The sequence below is a fragment of the Reichenbachiella sp. MALMAid0571 genome (genome assembly GCF_040151475.1).
Lineage (GTDB): Bacteria > Bacteroidota > Bacteroidia > Cytophagales > Cyclobacteriaceae > CAXBNB01.
Genome location: NZ_JBDKWG010000136.1, coordinates 1 through 19,771, shown reverse-complemented (window position 1 = coordinate 19,771; position 19,771 = coordinate 1). Strand labels below are relative to the sequence as shown.

Below are 19,771 nucleotides of genomic sequence, written 5' to 3'. Positions count from 1 at the left end.
GTGTTTAATAACATTAAAAAATACATAAGAACGTATTTTGGATTCTCTGAATCAGAAACCAACGGTTTTATTATTTTTATTCCTGTCATCATTGCAATCCTTTTTATCCCTTCTTTGGTAAAACAATATTTGCTGGCAATAAGCGATACAGATCGGACTTTGGAGGAGCAGATGCTAATGGAATGGGTAGCAGAAAGCGAGCGAAAATTACAATTAAAGGACACTTCTTCTTTTGTACCATCGGCATTTGATTTCGACCCCAATCTGGCTTCAGTTGAGCAATTTGTCGAGTTGGGTTTCAAAGAAAAAGTTGCGTTAAGAATAGAAAATTATCGGGAAAAAGGAGGCCAGTTTCGGTCGAAGGAAGATTTGCTTAAAATTTACGGGATTTCCAAAACACAAGTGAATAAGCTCTGGGATAATATAGTAATCGCTCAAAGGAAAAGAAAGGAATACCAGCAGGCAAGGGAAGAGAAAAAAACTACTGAAAAAGAAACAGTAAAGCTCATCATTCGAAAGAATCTTAATTTGGCTACAGCTGACTCATTGACTAGAATAAGAGGGATAGGGGCGGTTCTTTCTGAGCGAATAATTAAATATAGAAACAGCCTTGGAGGCTTCATTTCTACCGATCAATTATCAGAAGTGTATGGTTTGAAAGAGGAAGTAATTGAGAGAATCAAAGAGCAATATTATACAGACACAGTTCAAATCTCTAAGATAAACATCAATGCAGATAGCATTACTGCTTTGGCAAGACACCCTTACATTTCTTACTCGCTTGCAAAAATAATGATAGCCTATAGAGATCAACATGGAGATTACAATTCTATTGATGAGTTGATGAATATCAAGGTGATGAATGATTCTCTATTTATAAAACTCAGTCCATATTTGAAAGCTGATCCTGTGGATTTGATTGAGTAGAAGGGATTTAATGTAATCCTTTCAATTTGAATATTGAATTTCTTCTCTGTTACCTAGAAAAACACCGTTCCACTTTATATATTACAAATTCAATATTCAGGTTGAATGAAAACAATTCTCCAGTCGTATTTAAGAAGGCTAACTAATTTATCGGGCAATAGCAGGTCAATATTGTTGACTCATTTATTGGCAGATCAGTTTGTAGATATTCATGATTTTAATTTTGCACTCAACAACCCTTCGTTTGAAATCATATCTGATTTAGTAGCAAGAAAAAATAAAATCCCTTTGTGCGATATACAGAATAGCCGGGATGAGGATTCAAATAAGTTATCAGCTCGTTTGAGGAAAGTGAAAAGGATTGACCGGTTGGTTTTTGAAGAACGGGGCGCAAGAGATTTGTATATCGGATGGCCTTTCGTGAAAGGTAAGTTTTCAGATGGAACACTTACCAGATGTCCTTTGCTTTTTTTTCCTGTGTCGCTTGACCATGATGACAAGCAATGGTATTTGCAGATCAGGAAGGACGTGAATATCACCCTGAACAAGTCTTTTTTACTTGCTTATGCTTTTTTTAATGGACAAAAGGCTAATGAAGAATTACTGGACAGGGTATTCGATGATTTCGATAAAGAAAGTAAAGTCTTTCGTACCGAATTGTATGAGTTGCTTAAGGCGTCTAATCTGGAAGTGAATTTCAATCAGGAAAATTTCATTGACGAATTAAAAGCTTTTGAAAATGTAAAAAGAAGGGAGTTGGAGGACAGTGAAAAGAATGGGCAGTTAAAACTCTTCCCACAAGCTGTTTTGGGAATTTTTCCACAGGCGGGTTCTTATCTGGTGCCGGATTACCTCACTATGTTGGATAGTCCAAGCCTTACTAGTATGGAGAATTTTTTTTTGGAGCGAAATCTCGATGAGGAGGAAAACTCCGATCAAAATCACTATCGTTTTCTGAAAAAAGTAAGGGAAGATCAGACCTTTACTCCATTTAAGATGGATGCTTACCAGGAAAATGCTGTTAAAGCCATCAAAAAAGGGAATTCTGTTGTGGTGCAGGGGCCACCTGGAACAGGAAAGTCGCAGTTGATTTGCAACCTGATATCCGACTACATAGCAAGAGGAAAAAACGTTTTGCTGGTGAGTCAGAAGCGGGCTGCCTTGGATGTGGTCTTTGAGCGATTGAAAGAAAAAGAACTTAATGATTTCATTGGTTTGCTGCATGATTTCAAAAATGACAGAAAACCAATATATGAGCAAATAGCCATTCAGGTGGATCAGTTGGATAATTATATTTCCAGAAACAATGGTTTGGATTCCATCCAATTGGAACGAAATTACCTGCAAACCAGCAGACGGATAGATCAGCTCAGTGAGGAATTGGAAGAATTCAGAGAGGCACTATTTAACGATAAAGAATGTGGGTTATCTGTGAAGGAAATGTATCTGACTTCCAGTCCTCATCAACCTGCTATTCCGCTGAATCAGGAGTATCGTGACATCACGTTCACAAATGTTAATAGCTTTCTCAATCAATTAAGAGCGTATGCTCAATACGCAGGTTTTTTCTTAGTAGAAAATTACGTTTGGCGCAAAAGAAAATCCTTTTCAGGACTTGGAGTATCTGATCAAAAGAAGATTCAAAACATTTTAAAAGAAATCCCGGAGTATCAGGCTAAGCTTAAAGAAAAATCTCAAAAGGCTGTGAACAAACTGGTGGATATCGAAGATGCCATCAATATTGAAAACAACAAAGAAAATATCGAAAAGCTCTTTACGCTTATCAAAGAGCCACAGGTGTATGAAAGTTTTGTAAACCTTCTTTCTGACTACAAAAATATTACAGATGTTCAATGGCTTTCAGCATTCGAACGAAAGCTGATGCAATGTTACAAAGGAGTTGGCCCTGAGTTGACTTTAAAGTCAGAGGAGCTAGGTAGGTTTCAGGAGTCTTTGGAAAGAAGTATTGATGCCAGAAAGGGTCTTTTTAGTTGGCTTCACTGGAAGCTCTTTTCCAAAGATAAAATTTACATCACCAGAATTCTGGTTGCCAACAAGCTCAAAAGCAACAAACAAGGCTTTGATATTTTGGTGCAGATGATAGACAACCGTCTCAATCTGGAACATAATTTTACAGAACTCAAAAGCCATATAGGGCTAATCTCATTTCCACAAGTCATAAAGAAAATCAATATTCAGAATTGGTTTTTTTACCAAAAACAGGCGGTATCCGCTAAATCTTTGTATCAGGGAGTCAGACACCTCAATGAATACCTTACTCCTAAACTAGGGGAATTCGATGTTTTTCATAAAAAACTGACTGCTTTACTGAAAATATTTGAGTCTTTGCCTGAAAAGGTAGCTTCCTGGGAGAAGTACTTTACGATTCAAAAATTAAGAGATATTTTCTCAGGTAATATTGAAGCATCTCTTTTGGAGAATGCTTTGACAAGAGATTTTGACTCCCTATGTGAATTTGATTCTCTGTATGAGAATTTTAATGCAGCTCAAAAGAGTATCGTGGGTAAATTGTTGGAGCAGATTCCAAGTCCGTCACCGCAGGAGTGGACGGATTTGTTTATGAACAGTCTGAAACTAGCCTGGATAGATCATATTGAGCAAAAGTACCCGGTGTTGAGGGGTGTGTCTTCTAACAAAATGGAGAATATCCAGACAGAATTGCAACAAGCTGTTAAAAGCAAACAGAATCTGAGCAACGAAATATTGTTGTTGAAAGCCAGGGAAAGGGTATATAAGAATGTAGAGTATAACAGGCTAAATAACAGGGTGACTTATCGGGATGTGTACCATCAGGTAACAAAAAAAAGAAGGATTTGGCCGGTAAGGAAATTGATTTCAAATTATCCAAGAGAGGTATTTGATTTAGTGCCCTGTTGGATGGCTTCACCTGAATCTGCTTCTGCTATTTTTCCAATGGATAAGATCTTTGATCTGGTAATATTTGATGAGGCATCTCAGTGTTTTGCAGAAAATGGATTACCTGCCATGTACAGAGGAAAACAAGTAGTTGTTGCAGGTGATGAAAAACAATTGCGGCCAAACGATCTTTATAAAGTGAGATGGGAGGACGAAAATGAAGAAGAAATACCGGATTTGGATTTTGACTCATTGTTGAATTTATCAAGCCAATATCTGATGCAGATTCATTTGAACGGCCATTATAGGAGTAAAACACTTGATTTGATTACATTTTCCAATGAACATTTTTATAATAACAACCTGCAATTGCTTCCTGATTTTACGGTGATTAACAATGGAAAACCTGGTATTGAGTATATAAAATGTGATGGTATTTGGGAGAATAACATCAATAAGAATGAAGCTTATGAGATTTGTCGAATAGTTCGGGGACTGCTGAAGGAAGACCCACAGCGAGAAATAGGCATTGTTACCTTCAATGTAAGGCAACAACTTTTTATCATGGATGAATTGGAAGCATTTTCTCTGGAGGAAAATATTGTCATTCCAGATTCTTTAATAGTGAAAAACATTGAAAACATTCAGGGAGATGAAAAGGATATCATCATATTTTCCATACTTTATGCACCTGACAAAGCAGGAAAAATGAACATGAACTTTGGGAGTCTGAACGTGATAGGAGGGGAAAACAGGCTGAATGTGGCAGTGACCCGTGCTAGAGAAAAAGTGATAATTGTGTCAAGCATTTTTCCTCAGCAACTGAAAGTGGAAGCAACTAAAAATGAAGGGCCAAAATTGTTGAAGAAATATCTGGAATATGCCAGTGCTGTTTCGAACGGAGAGTTTAAAATTAATCCGGTAGAAGAGAAAAGATTTTCACCATCCTGGTATCTGAAGAATAAGATCAGAAAATTCCGGTACGGGAATCCCGATTGGACATTAGATACTTCTTTGCCTTTTGTTGACCTGGCTATTAAGGAAAAACAGGAATATCGGGGTGCAATTTTTACAGACGATGACTTGTATTTCGACAGTGTTTCCATCAAAGAAACCCATGTATATAAGCCCTTTACTTTGAGTCATAAAAATTGGAAATTTATGGCTCTGACAAGTAGGGAGTATTGGCAAGACCCTGAAGGTATGCAGAGCAAAATCGAAAATTTGTTTTTGAAAACCAAGGAAGACTAAGTTTTAGCTTTTGCTGAAAAGCTTGTACAGCACAGGGACTACTATCAAACACAACAGAGTGGAGGACAACAGTCCGCCTATGATTGCCCAGCCCATAGGAGCCCACATGTCACCGCCGCTGAGTGTCAATGGCAACAGTCCTCCAATCGTGGTTACAGTAGTCAATATGATAGGCACAAATCTGGTTTTGCCGGCTTCTACAATGGCTTCAGTAAATTCCTTGCCTGACTTTCTGACTTGGTTGGTGTAATCAACAAGAATAATGGAGTCATTTACGACTATCCCGATTAAACTGGTCAATCCTACAAATGCCATAAAACTGAATGAATGGCCTGTAATGAAAAGGGCGATAAAAGCACCTGTGACTGCCAGTGGTATGGCAGAGTAGATTATCAGAGGCTGAGTGAACGACCTGAATTGTAAAACCAAAACTGCAAAAATACCGATCAGTGAAATAAGAAGGACCTTGCCCATATCCCCAAAAGATTCTTGCTGCTCTTCCAATTGCCCTCCTGCGTAGAAGGTATATCCTTCAGGAAAATCATATTTATTCAGTTTGGCAATGATGTCTTCTGTAAGGGTAGCGGCTTTTCCGATATCGAGTACATCAGCAGTGATGGTATTTTGTCTGTCAAGGTTGTAATGGCTTATTTTTTTGAGACTTTGTTCAAACCGAATATCAGCCACTTGTTTGAGTGGAATCTGAGTGCCCATGGCATTGCTTACATATATTTTCTCTAAATCTTCATAGCCAGGGTTGTGAGTGTATGGCATTCTTATTTTGAGGTCATAAGTTTCTCCATTCCGGTCTCGGTATTCACCTATTTGTGTTCCGGATATGTGAGTACGCACCGCCAAATCCACGTCGCTTACTTTTACACCAAACAATCCCGCCCTTTGATAGTCAACATCTACTTTTAGGTTGGTTTTAGAAGAAGTGAGTACATTATTTACATTCACTACTCCTTCTGTTTTTATCATGATTTTTTCTACATCCCGGGAAATAGTTTTGATCACATCCAGATTGTCTCCCATTATTTTTATGGCAATAGGGGCTTCCACTGGAGGCCCTTGTATGAATTCCTTGACTTCAATTTCTGCTTCAGGATATTTGCTGAATTTTGACCTGAGTTCATCCACAAGCTTGTTCATAGCATCAGCTTCATAAGCTTTCAAAGTGACAAATAATTGACCATGTGTCACAGAGTAGCTGCTGGTGAAAATATTGTAATACACCCTGGGATTGCTTTTACCAATGTTGGAAGCCACTTTGATGATTTCACTGTAACCTTTGAGTTCTTGCTCTACATATTCTACTGCCCGGTTTGTTTTATCGAAATTGGAGCCTTCAGGAGTATTGACATTGATGAGGAGCTGTGCTTTTTCCGCTTTTGGAAAAAAACTGACTCCAATCAACCCAAACAGTGACAGGGATGCCACAAAAACAGCTATTACTATAGCTACGGTCGTTTTTGGACGGTTTAAACTTCGGTTCAATATTTTTACATAGTAGTTGTCAATAAACCTTTCGGATATTGATTTTTCCCCTTTTTTCTCTTTAAACTTTAAGATGATACTTGAAAAATAGGGAGCAAAAGACAAAGCGGTAAGCAAAGAAGCTATGAGCGTAAATATTACAATTACCGCCAGACTCCTGATAAAATCTCCAGTGGGCCCTCCGATGGATGCCATAGGAACAAATGCCAGTACAGTAGTAGCAGTTGCGCTCACCAGTGCCCAACCGATCTCTTTAGTGCCTTTAATCGCAGCATCAATTTTGCTATATCCCATTTCCAGATAGCGTTGTATATTTTCTACCACCGCAATACTGTTGTCCACCAGCAAACCCAGAGCTATGATCAAGCCCGCTATGGTCATCTGTTGCATGCCAAAACCTGATAAATCCAACAAAGTCAATCCTATGAGCACTGAAACAGGAATGGCAATTAAGACGACTATTGATGCTCTGATCCCTACTGCTATGAAAATAAAGATCCCAACCAGCAAGATTCCCTGAGCAAAGTTGGTAAAGAAATCTCCAACTCTGGAACGCACTGTATTGGATTGGTTTAGTATGGTTTCCAATTTTATGTCATTGGGTAGAGAGGTTTTGAATGCCTCAATTTTGGGTTGAATCAGGTTGTCGATTTCATAAATGTTTGTTCTTTTTTTCTGCAATACATTGATGTAAATGGCTTTTGATCCATTGTACCTAGCTATGTATTTGTTGTCCTCTCCTGCAAAATCTACGGATGCAATATCTCTTACCCTTATTTGATTGTTGTCTTTTGACAGCACTACTGTATTCCTTATTTCTTCGAGACTTTTATAGCTTCCACTGGTTTTTACACTGAAGCGCTTGCTGCCCACATCAATCGTTCCACCCGGTATGTTGGCATTGGCTGATTGTATGGCTTGGGAAAGCTGACCAATGGAGATGTTGTAATTACCCATTCTTTCAAAATCGGTGGTTACTCTCACCTCCCTTTCAGGCACAGCTAAGATTTCCACTTTTCTAATACCGTAAGACTTTTCTATTTTCTTTTTAAGCCTTTCTGCATGGTCTTCGAGGGTTTTATAATCGGTATTTTCAGATACCAAAGCCATTTGCATAATGCTCACGTCCATTACCGAGAACTTTCTTTTTTCGATATTGGTAATTTCTTTTGGCAGGCTGGGTTCAATGGTATTCATCTTTTCCAAAACCTTTCGGTATTTCTCCTCTGGATCAGATCCAACCACAAATTCTATAGTGGTGAAAGCTGCACCATCAAATGCGTGGGATTCTATTTTTTTGATGTCTTCCAGTTCATTCAGTATTTCTTCTATCGGATCCACCACTAACTGTTCTAAATCTTCAGGGCTTGCACCCGGATAAGTGATTCTGATCATAGTGCCGGGCATGTCATTTTGAGGATCTTCAGACCTGGGCATGGTGATGAACGTCACTATACCAATGAGTATGAGCAGAACCACAATGACTATCGTAAACTGGTGGTTTTTTATGGCTAATTCGGGGAGTCTCATTTTTATGATTTTAATATTTGGGATTAAATATTAAAGAATTTCAACAGTGCTATTTTCATTGATCTCGCTGAGTCCTTCCGAAATGATGAGATCATTGGCTGAGAGTGCACCAACCACAAGGACTTTGTCATTGAAAATGGTTTCTATTTTCACTTTAACTTTTTTGGCCTTGTGGTCTTCGATTTTATATACAATGCCATCGTTTTGATCTGCTTCTGCCAAAGACTCAATGGAAATCTGTTTATAGTTTTGCTTTTGAGAAGGTGAGATATTTACCTTGGCTATAAATCCCTTTTTGATGGTGTCAGGAATTTCAAATAAAGAAATTTCAACCTCATAAGTGCCATTCATTGGGTTTGGAGCATTGGCAATTTTGGTAACAGTTCCCTGAAAAGTGGTGTTAGGGTAGGCATCAAAAGTGATCTTTGCACTATCTCCCAAAACTATTTTTACTACTTCTTTATCCACCAATCCTGATTTTACTATCCAGTTTTGATTTGTTCCGGCAAATTCAAATACCGGCACACCACCATTTGTCAATTCTCCTTCCTCTCGCATTTTATTCAGTATCAACCCGTCAGACGGTGCAAGGATTATTGAATGGGTCAGATTGAATTTGACTATGTTAAGATCGGATGAAGTGGCATCAAATGCCGTTTGGGCATTTTGAAGCGTTTCAAGCGTAACTACTTTTTCTTTGTATAGATTTTTTGCTCGCATTAAGTCTCGTTCAGCTTTGGTAAAAGCCGCACTGGCTTTGTCGTAGGTACTTTGGATTTCAGATAAATTCAGCCTGGCAAGCACCTGATTTTTCTTTACTTTTTGTCCATTATCTACGTTGATACTCTTGATAATACCACCTGTTTTGAAACTCAAAGAGGATTCTTTCTGAGAGAAAACCTTGCCAACTGAATGCAAAGGAACAGACATGAGTTTTTCTTCAACACGCACTGCTTTGACATATATTGATTTTTCCAATGGCTGATTATTGCTTGTTGCTTTTTGTTTAGTTTTATTACAAGAACTAAGGATTGCGATGGCAATAATCACCCCTATAAGCAATAAAATTTTACTTGGTTTCATGTTCTTCATTGGTTAAAGGTTTTCGACAGGGTAAGCGGCAGTTACCCGTTCGTACTCGGCATAACTTATTCTGATATCGTATTTTGAGATAATATTTTGTATTGTTGTATAGGTCAGGTTTGTTCTCGCATCGATCAATTCCAGTTGACTGGAGATTCCTTCCTGATATTTCTTGTTGATTAGCATGTAGGTTGATTTTGCCTCATCGACCATCTTTTTGGTAGAGATATAATTTTGACTTTTCTCTTTCAGGTCGTAAAATGCCTGTATGGCTTCCAGTTGTATGCTGTTGTTCAGCTCTTCTTCTTTGCTTTGCAGCATTTGGTTTTGAATGATAGATTGTTGCTTTCTGGCTTTATTTTGAAATCCTGAAAACAGATTCCATGATAGCACCAGAGAGGCTAAAGTATAATCCGATTCGTTGTTGAATTCATATTCAGATCCTTGAAAACCATAGTTGGCTATGGCATAAATATTTGGCAGATTGTTGGATTCATACAGCTTTCTTTTCGATTCGTTGGCTTTTAATCCAAAATTGATTTTTGCAAATTCTTCTCTGTTCTGTGTGTTTTGTGGAAGGGCAGAAGGAAGCGTTGGGTCTCCGATGATATTTTCAATCTGTATGGCACTTTCCAATGGTCTGTTCAGCAAAAAATTGAAATACGCCCTGGCATTGTTTTGCATTTTCTCGGCTTCTGCTTGTTGCAGGTTGACTTTCCCTACCTCTGTTTTAGCTCTAAAAGTAGCATCAAGGGTTACTTTATCGTTTCGATACAATGCTTCGCTTACCCTCAGGTTTTCTTCAACTAATGTGCTGGTAGAGTCAAATAGCTCCACGAGTTTCACGCTTTTCAAATAATTGAAGTAGGCTTTTTTAATTTGTGAAACAAGTAGCCTTTTCTGAATAGATACATCTACCTGGCTTATTTTGGCCTGGTCTTCAGCTATGTTTTTTTGATAAGAAATACGCTTGTCAAACAATGGTTGAGTCAATGTCAATTTGGTGTCGATATCGGTAGTTCGGTTGAAGTTAAGGTTCAGGTTGTCAATTTCTGGAAATTGTTCCTCGCCAATGATTCCATTCAATGAAGAATAGACCGGGTTCATGAGATCACCAACCGGAAATTCGAAACTTCTGCCGCCATTGGCTTTGGTGTATCGTGAACTAAAGTCAATTTTCGGCAGCATGCCACCCTTTGCCTCATTGAGTGATTCCAGAGAAGATTCAAATGTCAACGCTGCTTGTTTGAGACTGATGTTGTTTTTGATACCTTCGTCGATGTATCGGTCAAGAATACCCTGCGACATCAGGTTTCCGGTCACCAGTAATCCAATAATAGTAAGTAGAGTTTTTTGCATCGTGTTATCAGTTTTATTGATGATCAAATAACACGGCAAACCAACATATCTGTTAACAAAAAATCTATTGTAATAGAATGAACCGGAAAAAATCAGGAATGAACCTGCTGTATGAAGAATGGGCAGGAGTGAATAATTTAATAAAACGGTTAATAAAATAATGTTACATGTTAATTTAGGGAAGCCAAATAAGGCATACGCATTTAAAACATATTAATATCCCCTGGCGCCCTGCCTCGCCAGCAGGCGGGTGTTCAGGGGTCTCATAGATTTGATTCTAATTTTAAAAGATACCGCAACAACTTGCCTGACGGAAGTCAGGGGTGCGGTAAGAAGAGTTTGTTTTTAAATGCGTATGCCTTAGGACCCAAGTAATACAACAGAATATGATTACTACTTCATTAGATTATAAATCCGGTAAACTATTTCCAATTCAGTTTCAATTTTTTGGAGGAGTGCTGTTGCTCATAGGAGTGAGTGTTGCAACTAATTCTATTGTTGTCGGTCTTATTCTTATCTTGGTTGCTGCTTCCATTCTGACAGGTCAAAGTGGAATAGATTTTGACAGTGAGTTACAGACTTATCGAGAATACAAATCTTTTCTTTTTGTAAAAAGCGGAAATAAAAAGAAATACAGTGGAGTAGAGAAGATTTTTATTAACTCACAGACTACAAGCCAACGAATGTACACTATGCATACCAGTCATTCTTCTAATTTCAAAAACAGAGAATTCAATGCGTATTTGAAGTTTGATAATGGAAATAAAATCTACCTTAATACCAATAAAGATAAAATAGTGCTGATGGATAATCTTCGGAAACTGGCCGGATTTTTAAAAACAGATGTTGTAGATACTACGGTGTAGGGTTGTCATTTATTCAGCCACTTTTTGAACTCAGATGCCCTTTCGATGCTCACAATAGCTTCTTTTTTTGTTTCCGGTTTAAGTTCTATTTTCAGCCTTCCCTTGGTATAAGTAATCATCTCTTTGATAGAATTGATGCTGATGATATATTGACGGTTGATTCTAAAGAATTTTTCAGGGTCTAGCATGTTGTCCAGTTTTTCCAGGGTGTAATCCACTATGTATTCTTTTCCGTCATCACCTACCAGATAGGCATATTTTCCTTCAGCAAAAAAATATGCAATGGATTCATTTGATATAGATTTTACCTTATCTCCATAATACACTAAAAACCTTTTTTGATAGTTGAGGCTTTCACCGGATTGCAGGGAAGTAAGCAGTGCTTTGTAATCGAAGGCCTGCGACTGTAGGTTTTGCTCGTGAAATTTTTTGAGTGCCTGCTGAAGCTCCTTTTTATTTACTGGTTTTAGTAAATAATCTATGCTGTTGAGTTTAAAGGCCTTGATTGCATACTGATCATAAGCAGTGGTGAATATGATAGGTGTCTTGATTTTTATTTTCTCGAAAATCTTAAAACTCTGGTCGTCACCCAAGTGAATGTCCAGAAAAATAAGATCCGCACTATGATTTTTCAACCAGTCTATTGATTCATCTACAGAATCCAGTGTATCCAGTATTTCTACTTCAGGATCAATGTTTTGTAGCTGCCTTATCAGCTTTTGGGCAGCATAAAACTCATCTTCTATGATAAGAACTCTGGTCATTTCAATAAAGAGAACTTTCTACGATTAAAGGAATTTTTGCAATATAGGAATTGTCAGTGATAATAAATTCTGGTTTGACATCTGTCATTAAGCCATACCTGTCTTTTAGGTTTTTCAGGCCTATTCCTGTTGAGTTGTATACATGTTTTCTCAGTTGGAGGTTGTTTTCTACAATGAGAAAGTCTCCTTCTACATATATTTTTATTTTGAGAGGTTCCGACTTGGTTACTTTGTTGTGTTTGATGGCATTTTCGATCAGTAGTTGTAAGGATAGAGTCGGAACTAACATCACTAGTTTTGAAGTGTCAATTTTAATGTTTGTATCGAGACTGTCACCAAATCGGATTTTTTGCAGATACATAAAGGAGTGAATGAATTTCAATTCCTTATCCAATGGCACTACCACGTTTTCCTGATTTTCCAGTACGTAACGGTAGATCTTTGCAAACTCATCTATAAATGCCTCTGATTTATCGGCATCTTCATGTACCAGCGACGATAACGTATTGAGTGAATTGAACAGGAAATGGGGGTTGATTTGATTCTTTAATGCTTCAAACTTGGAGGAAATGTTTTCTTTTTCAAGTTTAGCTGATTTGAGCAACGACTGTTTCCACTGTTTGAAAAAGTAAACACCCTCATATACTGCCACCAATATCAAATCCAGCACGATAGTGATGACTATGTTTTTTAGGATATGGCCATTTAAAGTAGTGTCATGGCCATAGATGTTATAGGTAAGTAACGCAAGGGGATATACTCCTATTACAGCTATGGCAGGTGTGATCAATATGTCTGCCGCAAACCTCTTCCACACATTTTTTTCCCATGGAAATATTTTATCTACACGTTCCAGAGAAATAAGAACCAACCAGGAAACGCTGGTAGTCATGGTGTAAGAAATCAGCAGATCAAATAAAACATTGAAATAAAAGCGAGGAGCAGTGAGCACTTCTTCTCCCGTGTAAAGTCCTTCTATTGAAAAGTATATTACCGGCAAAATACCTCCCAGTCCGAAATAAAATATTATTTTCTTATTGATCTTCATTCAGGTTTTTTCGGGTGAAAGGCAAAAGAATTTATTCTAAACCTCAATTTATAACAAACTGTAGTGAACCTGAATTATTTCGGAGTAAAGGCGATTGTGAGGTTTCATTGTTATGACACATTTAAGGAGTCGTTTTCTTATTGTTAAGAGTGAAATATTGCGATTCCTTAGAAATAGACTGGTTTTAGGTCATCCAAATTATTCTTAAGTCCACCGTGGATAATTGTCAGTTCACCGGATTTTAGTTTACCGGGTTGTCTTCATAGCGTACAATTGCATTGTAATTATTAATGAAAAACAAAAAATTACTACCATGAAGACAACAACATTTAAAAAGGGATTGATCGCAGGATTGCTTTTGATTTCCAGCCTGTCATTTGCAGAAGGAGAAAAAAACTCTGTGAATAGTGCATACCTCAATGTAAAGGTAACACCTCTTGAAAACAAAATGGTAAGAATGAGTTTTGATAAACTGCAAGAAGAAACAGTTAAGATAAATATATATGACCAAACCGGCGTAAGGGTTTACGACGAAGAGGTAAAAGATAAAACATCTGTAGCTAAAAAATATGATCTGTCTAATTTCCCGGCAGGTAAGTATTCTTTCGAAGTATCGAACGACATCTACCTAATGAAAAGAACGATAGAAGTAAAATAGTGATTTGTATAGTTGAATAGTTTTAAGTCCTGATCTTGGGTAGATCAGGACTTTTTTTTGCTTTTTTTAAATATTGCTATTCAGCTATTCAAATTTATAATTAACCTGAATACAAAAAAGACCTGCTTTTCGGCAGGTCTTTTTTGTTATAAGTTTATCCTGATTCAGGATCAATAGTTGCTTATGATCTTGCAACTTCCATTTCTCTCGATTTCTTAAAACCATCAGATTCGCCAAGGTTAATATCACCGATAAACTTCAACCTGTCAAAGTCATCTCTGTTTTTATGGCATACGATCTGGTAAGCAGAAGATCCACCAATTTTTGTAATCAGTACTGACCATGCAAGGAAGATTTCATAGATACGGAATATTCTTTCACCATATTTTTCCAACACTTTGTCTTTATTTCCAAGCCAGTTTTCATGCCATCTTTTGATGGTGATGTGGTAGTGGTTTCCTATGTTTTCTACCGAATGCACTTCAAACCCTACTTTTTCTATGCGTCTCAAATCCCAGTTCAACGGCATACTGGCATCAGCTCCTGAGAATATGTATTCATTCATGAATAATCCCCAAACCAGGTCTTCTCTGTCAGGTACACTGAATAAATGATTTCTTTCTCTCAGCCCTGCGATCTGTAGATAGAATATTCCATCGTCTTCCAGCATGTCGTAGCATTGTTGCATAAATGTTTTAAAATATTTGATGCCAACATGTTCTGCCATTTCAAGGCAGCTTATTTTATCAAATTTTCTATCTCTTGGAATGTCTCTGTAATCTTTTACCAATATTCTGGCTCTGTCTTCAACACCAAAATCTTTGATTTGTTGGTTTGCCCAATCTGCACCTGCCTGAGCGATAGTTACTCCGGTAGCATCTACTCCATAATGCTTGGCTTGGTGAGCTACCAGCGTACCCCATCCACAACCAATGTCCAACAGGCGTTCACCCGGCTTAAGTTGCATTTTTTGAGCGATCAAATCCATTTTGTTTTCCTGAGCTTCTTCCAGAGTCTCACTTTCATCTTTGAAATAGCAACTGGTATAGATCATTTTTGGCCCTAAAAACCAATTGAACAGGTCGTTCTTATTGTCATAGTGGCTTCTGATGATACGCTCGTCCTGTTTTTTTGAGTGAATGACTACTTCAGGGATCATCCTCGAAAGGAAGAAGTAATAGTGGTGGTTGGTGTAATCATACGTAAATATTTCGCTACGATGGCTCAATAATTCAAACATGCCAATATTAATGTCAATTTTTTCCGCAATGTAATCTTCAACGAAATGGCCAATGGCCACTTTTTGTTTAGAATATCGGCCTGATACTCTGGGGTTTTTCACTTCAATAAAATCAGAAATTTTCTTAGTCATGGTAATGGTTGATTGATTATAAAATTTGTTTACAGGTATTGTAGGTTAGTACATTGGTTAATTTTCGGTATTTTCAATACAATTGGGGTCAATGCTTTTCTTCAAAAAAAAGAAAGCGGTAAAATATTGGTTTTTTAATAAAAACCAGCATTAGATTAAAAGTTTCTGGTCAAATGAAATAACAATTAATGTTCGCTTAACCAGACATTAACTGCTACTTTTCCTTGAATTGCCTTTTTTTGATCATCCCCCCTTTCAGGTCTTTTACACTATTCATTACTATAAAGGCATTTGAATCTATTTTTTGAATTTCACTTTGAAGCCTGGCCAGTTCCAGTCGGGTGATTACGGTGTAAATGATGTCGATGGCATTCAAAGCTTCACCACGTCTGCCAAATCCTCTCTTGCCATCGTAGATGGTGACTCCTCTGCCCATGTTTTGAGTAATCATAAGCCTGATTTCTTCGCTGTGTGCTGAAATGATCGTGACACCAATGTATTCTTCTACACCTTCTATTACAAAATCTACTGTTTTGGATGCTGCGAGGTAGGTCAGTGTAGAATACAACGCTATTTCAATGGAAAGCAGGTAGGCGGCACTGGAAAAGATAATAATATTGAATACCAGGATCAGGTCACCAATCGTGAGGCCTGTTTTTCTACCCAGATAAATAGCCAATACTTCGGTACCATCCAGTACGGCTCCACCTCTCACCGACAAGCCGATTCCGGCACCAAGGAAAAAACCACCAAATACAGCCACCAGTAGTTTGTCAGACGTAATAATAGGATAATCAATCACTTCTAAGGCCAGAGCCAGGCCGATAATGGCAATGATGCTTTTGACGACAAAAGATTTGCCGATTTGAAAATATCCGAGAATAATAAATGGGATATTGAATACTACGATGAGTACAGACAAAGGCTGACCAGTCAATGCCCTGGCCAAAAGTGAGATGCCAGTAACCCCACCGTCTATAAAGTCATTAGGCAATAGAAAACTATTGAGACCAAAACCTGCTGACAAAATACCCAATGAGATGAACAGGATGTCTTTGAGTAAATACACCGCTGTTACCTTCAATTTGCGGGTTTGCTTTGCCAAGGCGTAATTACTAACGGTACCTGATGTTTTTTTTTGCAGACCTTTTTTTACGTTTTCTATTATTATTTGCTGAAACAGTGGATTCATATATTATTTAGGAGAAAAATGATTTTTTGAATGATACCGTAATTTACTTCAAATAATTGAGGTATCGAGTGATTTATACAGGATCAACGAGGCAAAGTCATTTAGAAAAAAACTCCTTGCCATATCAGTTACGCTATCCCTTGAAATCACACTCAATTCTAACAGACCCTATCACAACTTGCCTGACAGTAAGGAGCCTGGGGAGTGTAAGAATTTTTAAATTCATTTGCCCTGACGGGATCAGCAATAAAAAAATGGTATGAGGTGAATTGATATGTATGCCCATTTATTACCTTCGCAGTTCCATATTACTATGGCAAAAATAGGAACAGATATAGACCATGCTGCGGCATTATTGAGAGAGGGAAAGCTCGTGGGCATTCCTACGGAAACCGTTTATGGGTTGGCTGGAAATGCCTTTGATGAGCGTGCCATTATGAAGATTTTCGAAGTAAAAAGAAGGCCTGCTACTGTGCCTTTGATCGCTCAAACCAGTTCATTGGGAAAAGCCAAAGGTTTTGTAAAGCAATTTTCGAAGGAGGCATTATTGCTTGCCGGAAAGTACTGGCCGGGAGCACTTACCCTTGTGATGGAGAAATCAGCATTGATCCCGGATCTCATGACCAGTGGAGGAGATACCGTTGGCATCCGTATTCCTAACCACGCCATGACCTTGCAATTGCTTTCCAGATTGGATTTTCCGCTGGCTGTACCCAGTGCCAACATACATGGGCAAAAAAGTCCTATGACAGCAGAGGAAGTAAATGAGCAGATCGGTGATCAGATTGAATATATACTGGATGGAGGTAAGTGTGCAGTAGGTTTTGAATCCACCATCGTAGGTTTTAGCAATGGATTGCCCGTCATACTCAGGCAAGGGGCTCTTTCCAAAGAAAATATAGAATCAACAATCAATAATACCATAAATTAGCAGCAGGTATAAATCCTGTTGCAAACCAATTAAATTGATAAAGAGAAATGAGAAAACTTGATGATTACAATTTTGCCGGAAAAAAGGCATTGATTAGGGTCGATTTTAATGTACCCTTGAACGAAAAATTTGAAATAACTGATTTTACCAGAATAAAAGCAGCTACTCCTACTATAAAGAAAATATTGGCAGACGGTGGATCGGCTATATTGATGAGCCACTTGGGCAGACCCAAAACCGGCCCGGAGGATAAATTTTCTCTTCGTCATTTGGTGGACGCACTTTCTGAACGATTTGGAGTGAAAGTGAAATTTGCTACAGACTGTGTCGGAGCAGACGCCACTGAGCTGGCGGCAGGTTTAAAGCCGGGAGAGGTATTGCTTTTGGAAAACCTAAGGTTTTATACCGAAGAGACCAAGGGAGACGAAGCGTTTTCTGAAAAGCTTTCTAAGCTAGGAGATGTCTATGTGAACGATGCATTTGGTACCGCACATAGAGCCCACGCCTCTACTACTATAGTGGCCAAGTACTTTGATGATAAAATTTGTGGCTATGTGATGCAGGCTGAGTTGGACAATGCAGAAAAAGTATTGAACAACCCGGTGAGGCCTTTCACTGCCATCATGGGAGGAGCTAAAGTGTCCGACAAAATTATGATTATCGAAAAACTGCTGGACAAGGTAGATAACCTCATCATAGGAGGAGGAATGTCTTATACATTCTCAAAAGCCAAAGGTGGGTCAATCGGCAAATCGCTATGTGAAGATGACAAAATGGAATTGACACTGGAGCTGGAGAAAAAAGCTGCAGAAAAAGGAGTCAAGCTTTACTTGCCTGTTGACAACCTGATAGCAGATGACTTTAGCAATGACGCCAACACTCAGGTAGTGAACAGGGGCGAGATTCCTGACGGATGGGAAGGGCTGGACATTGGACCAGAAACCAAAAAGATCTTTAGTGAAGTAGTAGCCAACTCAAAAACCATTCTTTGGAATGGGCCTATGGGCGTATTTGAGTTTGAAACCTTCGAAAAAGGCACAGTAGCTATCGCTGAGGCGGTAGTAGCAGCCACCAACAATGGCGGATTCTCCTTGATTGGCGGTGGTGATTCAGCTTCGGCCATCAACAATCTGGGCTATGGAGACCAGGTATCTTACGTATCCACAGGTGGAGGAGCCTTGCTGGAGTATATGGAAGGCAAGGTATTGCCGGGAGTAGCAGCGCTGCAAGACTAACCGCAAATAAAATACGATACCTTAAAAGGTGTGTCCTGCTACAGGGCACACCTTTTTTTATGTTCCGATAACAACTATTGTAAATAGTTGTTATTTTTATGAGATAATAAATATTCTACTGACTATGGAATAGTCAGAATGAAAAAACATAGTGCAAGTATGTTGCACTGTGCGACATGCTCAAATGTTAGGGTCAATTCCCCGTTGCGAATGAGAACTGCTCAAGACATATGCTTACTTTGCTTGAATGAAAATGCAACTCAAAGAAACTCTCACATAGTTTCAAAGTTCATTTCTAAGGGCATACTAGGCGCAAAAGGTTCAAGAAAAGGTTTTATCCTGGATACGGAAAACCCAGAAAGGCCTAAACCAGACCAAGATACAGCCAAGGAAGATTTTATCTTATGTCCATCTTGTGAAAGCTACCTACATGTTTTGGAAACATACATAGCCGAAAATCTTCATAAAAGGATTTTACATCAAAAGTATAATGATGACTTTACTTATAGAACCAACCCTGGCGGCCTAGAATATGCAATTTGCAACAATGTAAATCGGCTAGTTGCCAGATTGTTTTTTACTTCCATTTATTGGCGATGTAGCATTACTTCAACTCTTCCATTTGTTGATTTCAAATTAGCAGAAGAAGAACTGATCAGGAAAGAGTTATTTAGACACAAAACTCAAAGTATAAGCGATCTGCTAATAGATAATGATGATCTAACTCTTAATAACAAGCCACTGGTCATAATAAGGTCTAAAAAAGGAAGAGACCAAACATACAACTACTTAATTGATCGAATAATTGATGATGGAACCTACTTACTAGGTTTAAACGAATACTTAACAATGTTTGGGGTTAACGAGACTTTAATAACCCAACAGTTCGGATCTCTTGCAAACAAAGGAGAAAAACCACTAACCGTAATAATTGCGAACGGTGAAATGTGGAATTCATTTACACAAAATGTCATCAAATTATATAAGCATGGGGTTGAAACAAAATCAAAAAACAAGAAGAGCTCAAATTGAAAAAGACCCTAATAACTAAGCATTCGTGCGGCCGATAGGCCAAGCATGAATGTAGTGTTGAACGAACCGTAGTTGGTATTTGGCAGATAGTCTTATGGGTTTTTCGGTCTGTGGATTTGGTTGACCTGTAGATTTAAGTAGGTCTTTGA

General features: G+C 38.2%; 14 protein-coding genes. 7 read left to right on the top strand and 7 right to left on the bottom strand.

Annotated elements, in window-relative coordinates:
- Complete coding sequence (locus AAOP42_RS13645; RefSeq protein WP_349529088.1) at window positions 1–927, top strand: ComEA family DNA-binding protein; 927 nt, start codon at window positions 1–3, stop codon at window positions 925–927.
- A 105-nt stretch (window positions 928–1,032) separates the two neighbouring features.
- Complete coding sequence (locus tag AAOP42_RS13640; protein ID WP_349529087.1) at window positions 1,033–5,055, top strand: AAA domain-containing protein; 4,023 nt, start codon at window positions 1,033–1,035, stop codon at window positions 5,053–5,055.
- Window positions 5,056–5,058: 3 nt separating this feature from the next.
- Here the strand turns inward: AAOP42_RS13640 and AAOP42_RS13635 are convergent, their stop codons facing one another.
- From AAOP42_RS13635 to AAOP42_RS13625, 3 genes are read right to left on the bottom strand one after another with little or no spacing between them, the layout of a single operon-like run.
- Entirely contained in the window at window positions 5,059–8,082 is a 3,024-nt protein-coding gene (locus AAOP42_RS13635; protein ID WP_349529086.1) for an efflux RND transporter permease subunit, read from the bottom strand.
- Between the two features lie 30 nt (window positions 8,083–8,112).
- On the bottom strand, window positions 8,113–9,165 hold the full coding sequence (locus AAOP42_RS13630; RefSeq protein WP_349529085.1) for an efflux RND transporter periplasmic adaptor subunit: 1,053 nt from the start codon (window positions 9,163–9,165) through the stop codon (window positions 8,113–8,115).
- A gap of 12 nt (window positions 9,166–9,177) precedes the next feature.
- On the bottom strand, window positions 9,178–10,524 hold the full coding sequence (locus tag AAOP42_RS13625) for a TolC family protein (protein WP_349529084.1): 1,347 nt from the start codon (window positions 10,522–10,524) through the stop codon (window positions 9,178–9,180).
- A gap of 386 nt (window positions 10,525–10,910) precedes the next feature.
- Between AAOP42_RS13625 and AAOP42_RS13620 the strand changes: the two genes are divergently transcribed.
- Window positions 10,911–11,390 carry a hypothetical protein gene (locus tag AAOP42_RS13620; protein WP_349529083.1) on the top strand — a complete coding sequence of 160 codons (480 nt, stop codon included), beginning with the start codon at window positions 10,911–10,913 and terminating at the stop codon, window positions 11,388–11,390.
- Window positions 11,391–11,395: 5 nt separating this feature from the next.
- Here AAOP42_RS13620 and AAOP42_RS13615 read toward each other — a convergent pair whose 3' ends face one another.
- Together AAOP42_RS13615 and AAOP42_RS13610 are read right to left on the bottom strand one after the other, a co-directional pair.
- Entirely contained in the window at window positions 11,396–12,154 is a 759-nt protein-coding gene (locus tag AAOP42_RS13615; RefSeq protein ID WP_349529082.1) for a LytR/AlgR family response regulator transcription factor, read from the bottom strand.
- A gap of 1 nt (window position 12,155) precedes the next feature.
- Window positions 12,156–13,202, bottom strand: a complete 1,047-nt coding sequence (locus AAOP42_RS13610; RefSeq protein WP_349529081.1) for a sensor histidine kinase — start codon at window positions 13,200–13,202, stop codon at window positions 12,156–12,158.
- 313 nt (window positions 13,203–13,515) lie between these two features.
- Here AAOP42_RS13610 and AAOP42_RS13605 point away from each other — a divergent pair, with 313 nt between their 5' ends.
- Window positions 13,516–13,860: a T9SS type A sorting domain-containing protein gene (locus tag AAOP42_RS13605; RefSeq protein WP_349529080.1), complete on the top strand. Its 345-nt coding sequence runs from the start codon at window positions 13,516–13,518 to the stop codon at window positions 13,858–13,860.
- Between the two features lie 181 nt (window positions 13,861–14,041).
- Here AAOP42_RS13605 and AAOP42_RS13600 read toward each other — a convergent pair whose 3' ends face one another.
- Entirely contained in the window at window positions 14,042–15,232 is a 1,191-nt protein-coding gene (locus AAOP42_RS13600; protein ID WP_349529079.1) for a class I SAM-dependent methyltransferase, read from the bottom strand.
- Between the two features lie 214 nt (window positions 15,233–15,446).
- Complete coding sequence (locus AAOP42_RS13595; RefSeq protein ID WP_349529078.1) at window positions 15,447–16,424, bottom strand: YitT family protein; 978 nt, start codon at window positions 16,422–16,424, stop codon at window positions 15,447–15,449.
- A gap of 313 nt (window positions 16,425–16,737) precedes the next feature.
- On the opposite strand from AAOP42_RS13595, the gene AAOP42_RS13590 reads away from it, so the two are divergent.
- From AAOP42_RS13590 to AAOP42_RS13580, 3 genes are all read left to right on the top strand, one after another.
- Window positions 16,738–17,355: an L-threonylcarbamoyladenylate synthase gene (locus tag AAOP42_RS13590; protein ID WP_349529077.1), complete on the top strand. Its 618-nt coding sequence runs from the start codon at window positions 16,738–16,740 to the stop codon at window positions 17,353–17,355.
- 47 nt (window positions 17,356–17,402) lie between these two features.
- Complete coding sequence (locus AAOP42_RS13585; protein ID WP_349529076.1) at window positions 17,403–18,590, top strand: phosphoglycerate kinase; 1,188 nt, start codon at window positions 17,403–17,405, stop codon at window positions 18,588–18,590.
- A gap of 210 nt (window positions 18,591–18,800) precedes the next feature.
- A complete protein-coding gene (locus AAOP42_RS13580; protein ID WP_349529075.1) occupies window positions 18,801–19,622 on the top strand; it encodes a hypothetical protein in 822 nt (273 codons plus the stop codon).
- Window positions 19,623–19,771 lie beyond the last annotated feature (149 nt).

What these genes read in the sequence shown, in the direction of transcription:
- AAOP42_RS13635 (WP_349529086.1), bottom strand. Translation starts at nt 8,082, where the DNA reads ATGAGACTCCCCGAATTAGCCATAAAAAACCACCAGTTTACGATAGTC.
- AAOP42_RS13620 (WP_349529083.1), top strand. Translation starts at nt 10,911, where the DNA reads ATGATTACTACTTCATTAGATTATAAATCCGGTAAACTATTTCCAATT.
- AAOP42_RS13605 (WP_349529080.1), top strand. Translation starts at nt 13,516, where the DNA reads ATGAAGACAACAACATTTAAAAAGGGATTGATCGCAGGATTGCTTTTG.
- AAOP42_RS13585 (WP_349529076.1), top strand. Translation starts at nt 17,403, where the DNA reads ATGAGAAAACTTGATGATTACAATTTTGCCGGAAAAAAGGCATTGATT.
- AAOP42_RS13595 (WP_349529078.1), bottom strand. Translation starts at nt 16,424, where the DNA reads ATGAATCCACTGTTTCAGCAAATAATAATAGAAAACGTAAAAAAAGGT.
- AAOP42_RS13600 (WP_349529079.1), bottom strand. Translation starts at nt 15,232, where the DNA reads ATGACTAAGAAAATTTCTGATTTTATTGAAGTGAAAAACCCCAGAGTA.
- AAOP42_RS13580 (WP_349529075.1), top strand. Translation starts at nt 18,801, where the DNA reads ATGAGAACTGCTCAAGACATATGCTTACTTTGCTTGAATGAAAATGCA.
- AAOP42_RS13610 (WP_349529081.1), bottom strand. Translation starts at nt 13,202, where the DNA reads ATGAAGATCAATAAGAAAATAATATTTTATTTCGGACTGGGAGGTATT.
- AAOP42_RS13590 (WP_349529077.1), top strand. Translation starts at nt 16,738, where the DNA reads ATGGCAAAAATAGGAACAGATATAGACCATGCTGCGGCATTATTGAGA.
- AAOP42_RS13625 (WP_349529084.1), bottom strand. Translation starts at nt 10,524, where the DNA reads ATGCAAAAAACTCTACTTACTATTATTGGATTACTGGTGACCGGAAAC.
- AAOP42_RS13615 (WP_349529082.1), bottom strand. Translation starts at nt 12,154, where the DNA reads ATGACCAGAGTTCTTATCATAGAAGATGAGTTTTATGCTGCCCAAAAG.
- AAOP42_RS13640 (WP_349529087.1), top strand. Translation starts at nt 1,033, where the DNA reads ATGAAAACAATTCTCCAGTCGTATTTAAGAAGGCTAACTAATTTATCG.
- AAOP42_RS13630 (WP_349529085.1), bottom strand. Translation starts at nt 9,165, where the DNA reads ATGAAACCAAGTAAAATTTTATTGCTTATAGGGGTGATTATTGCCATC.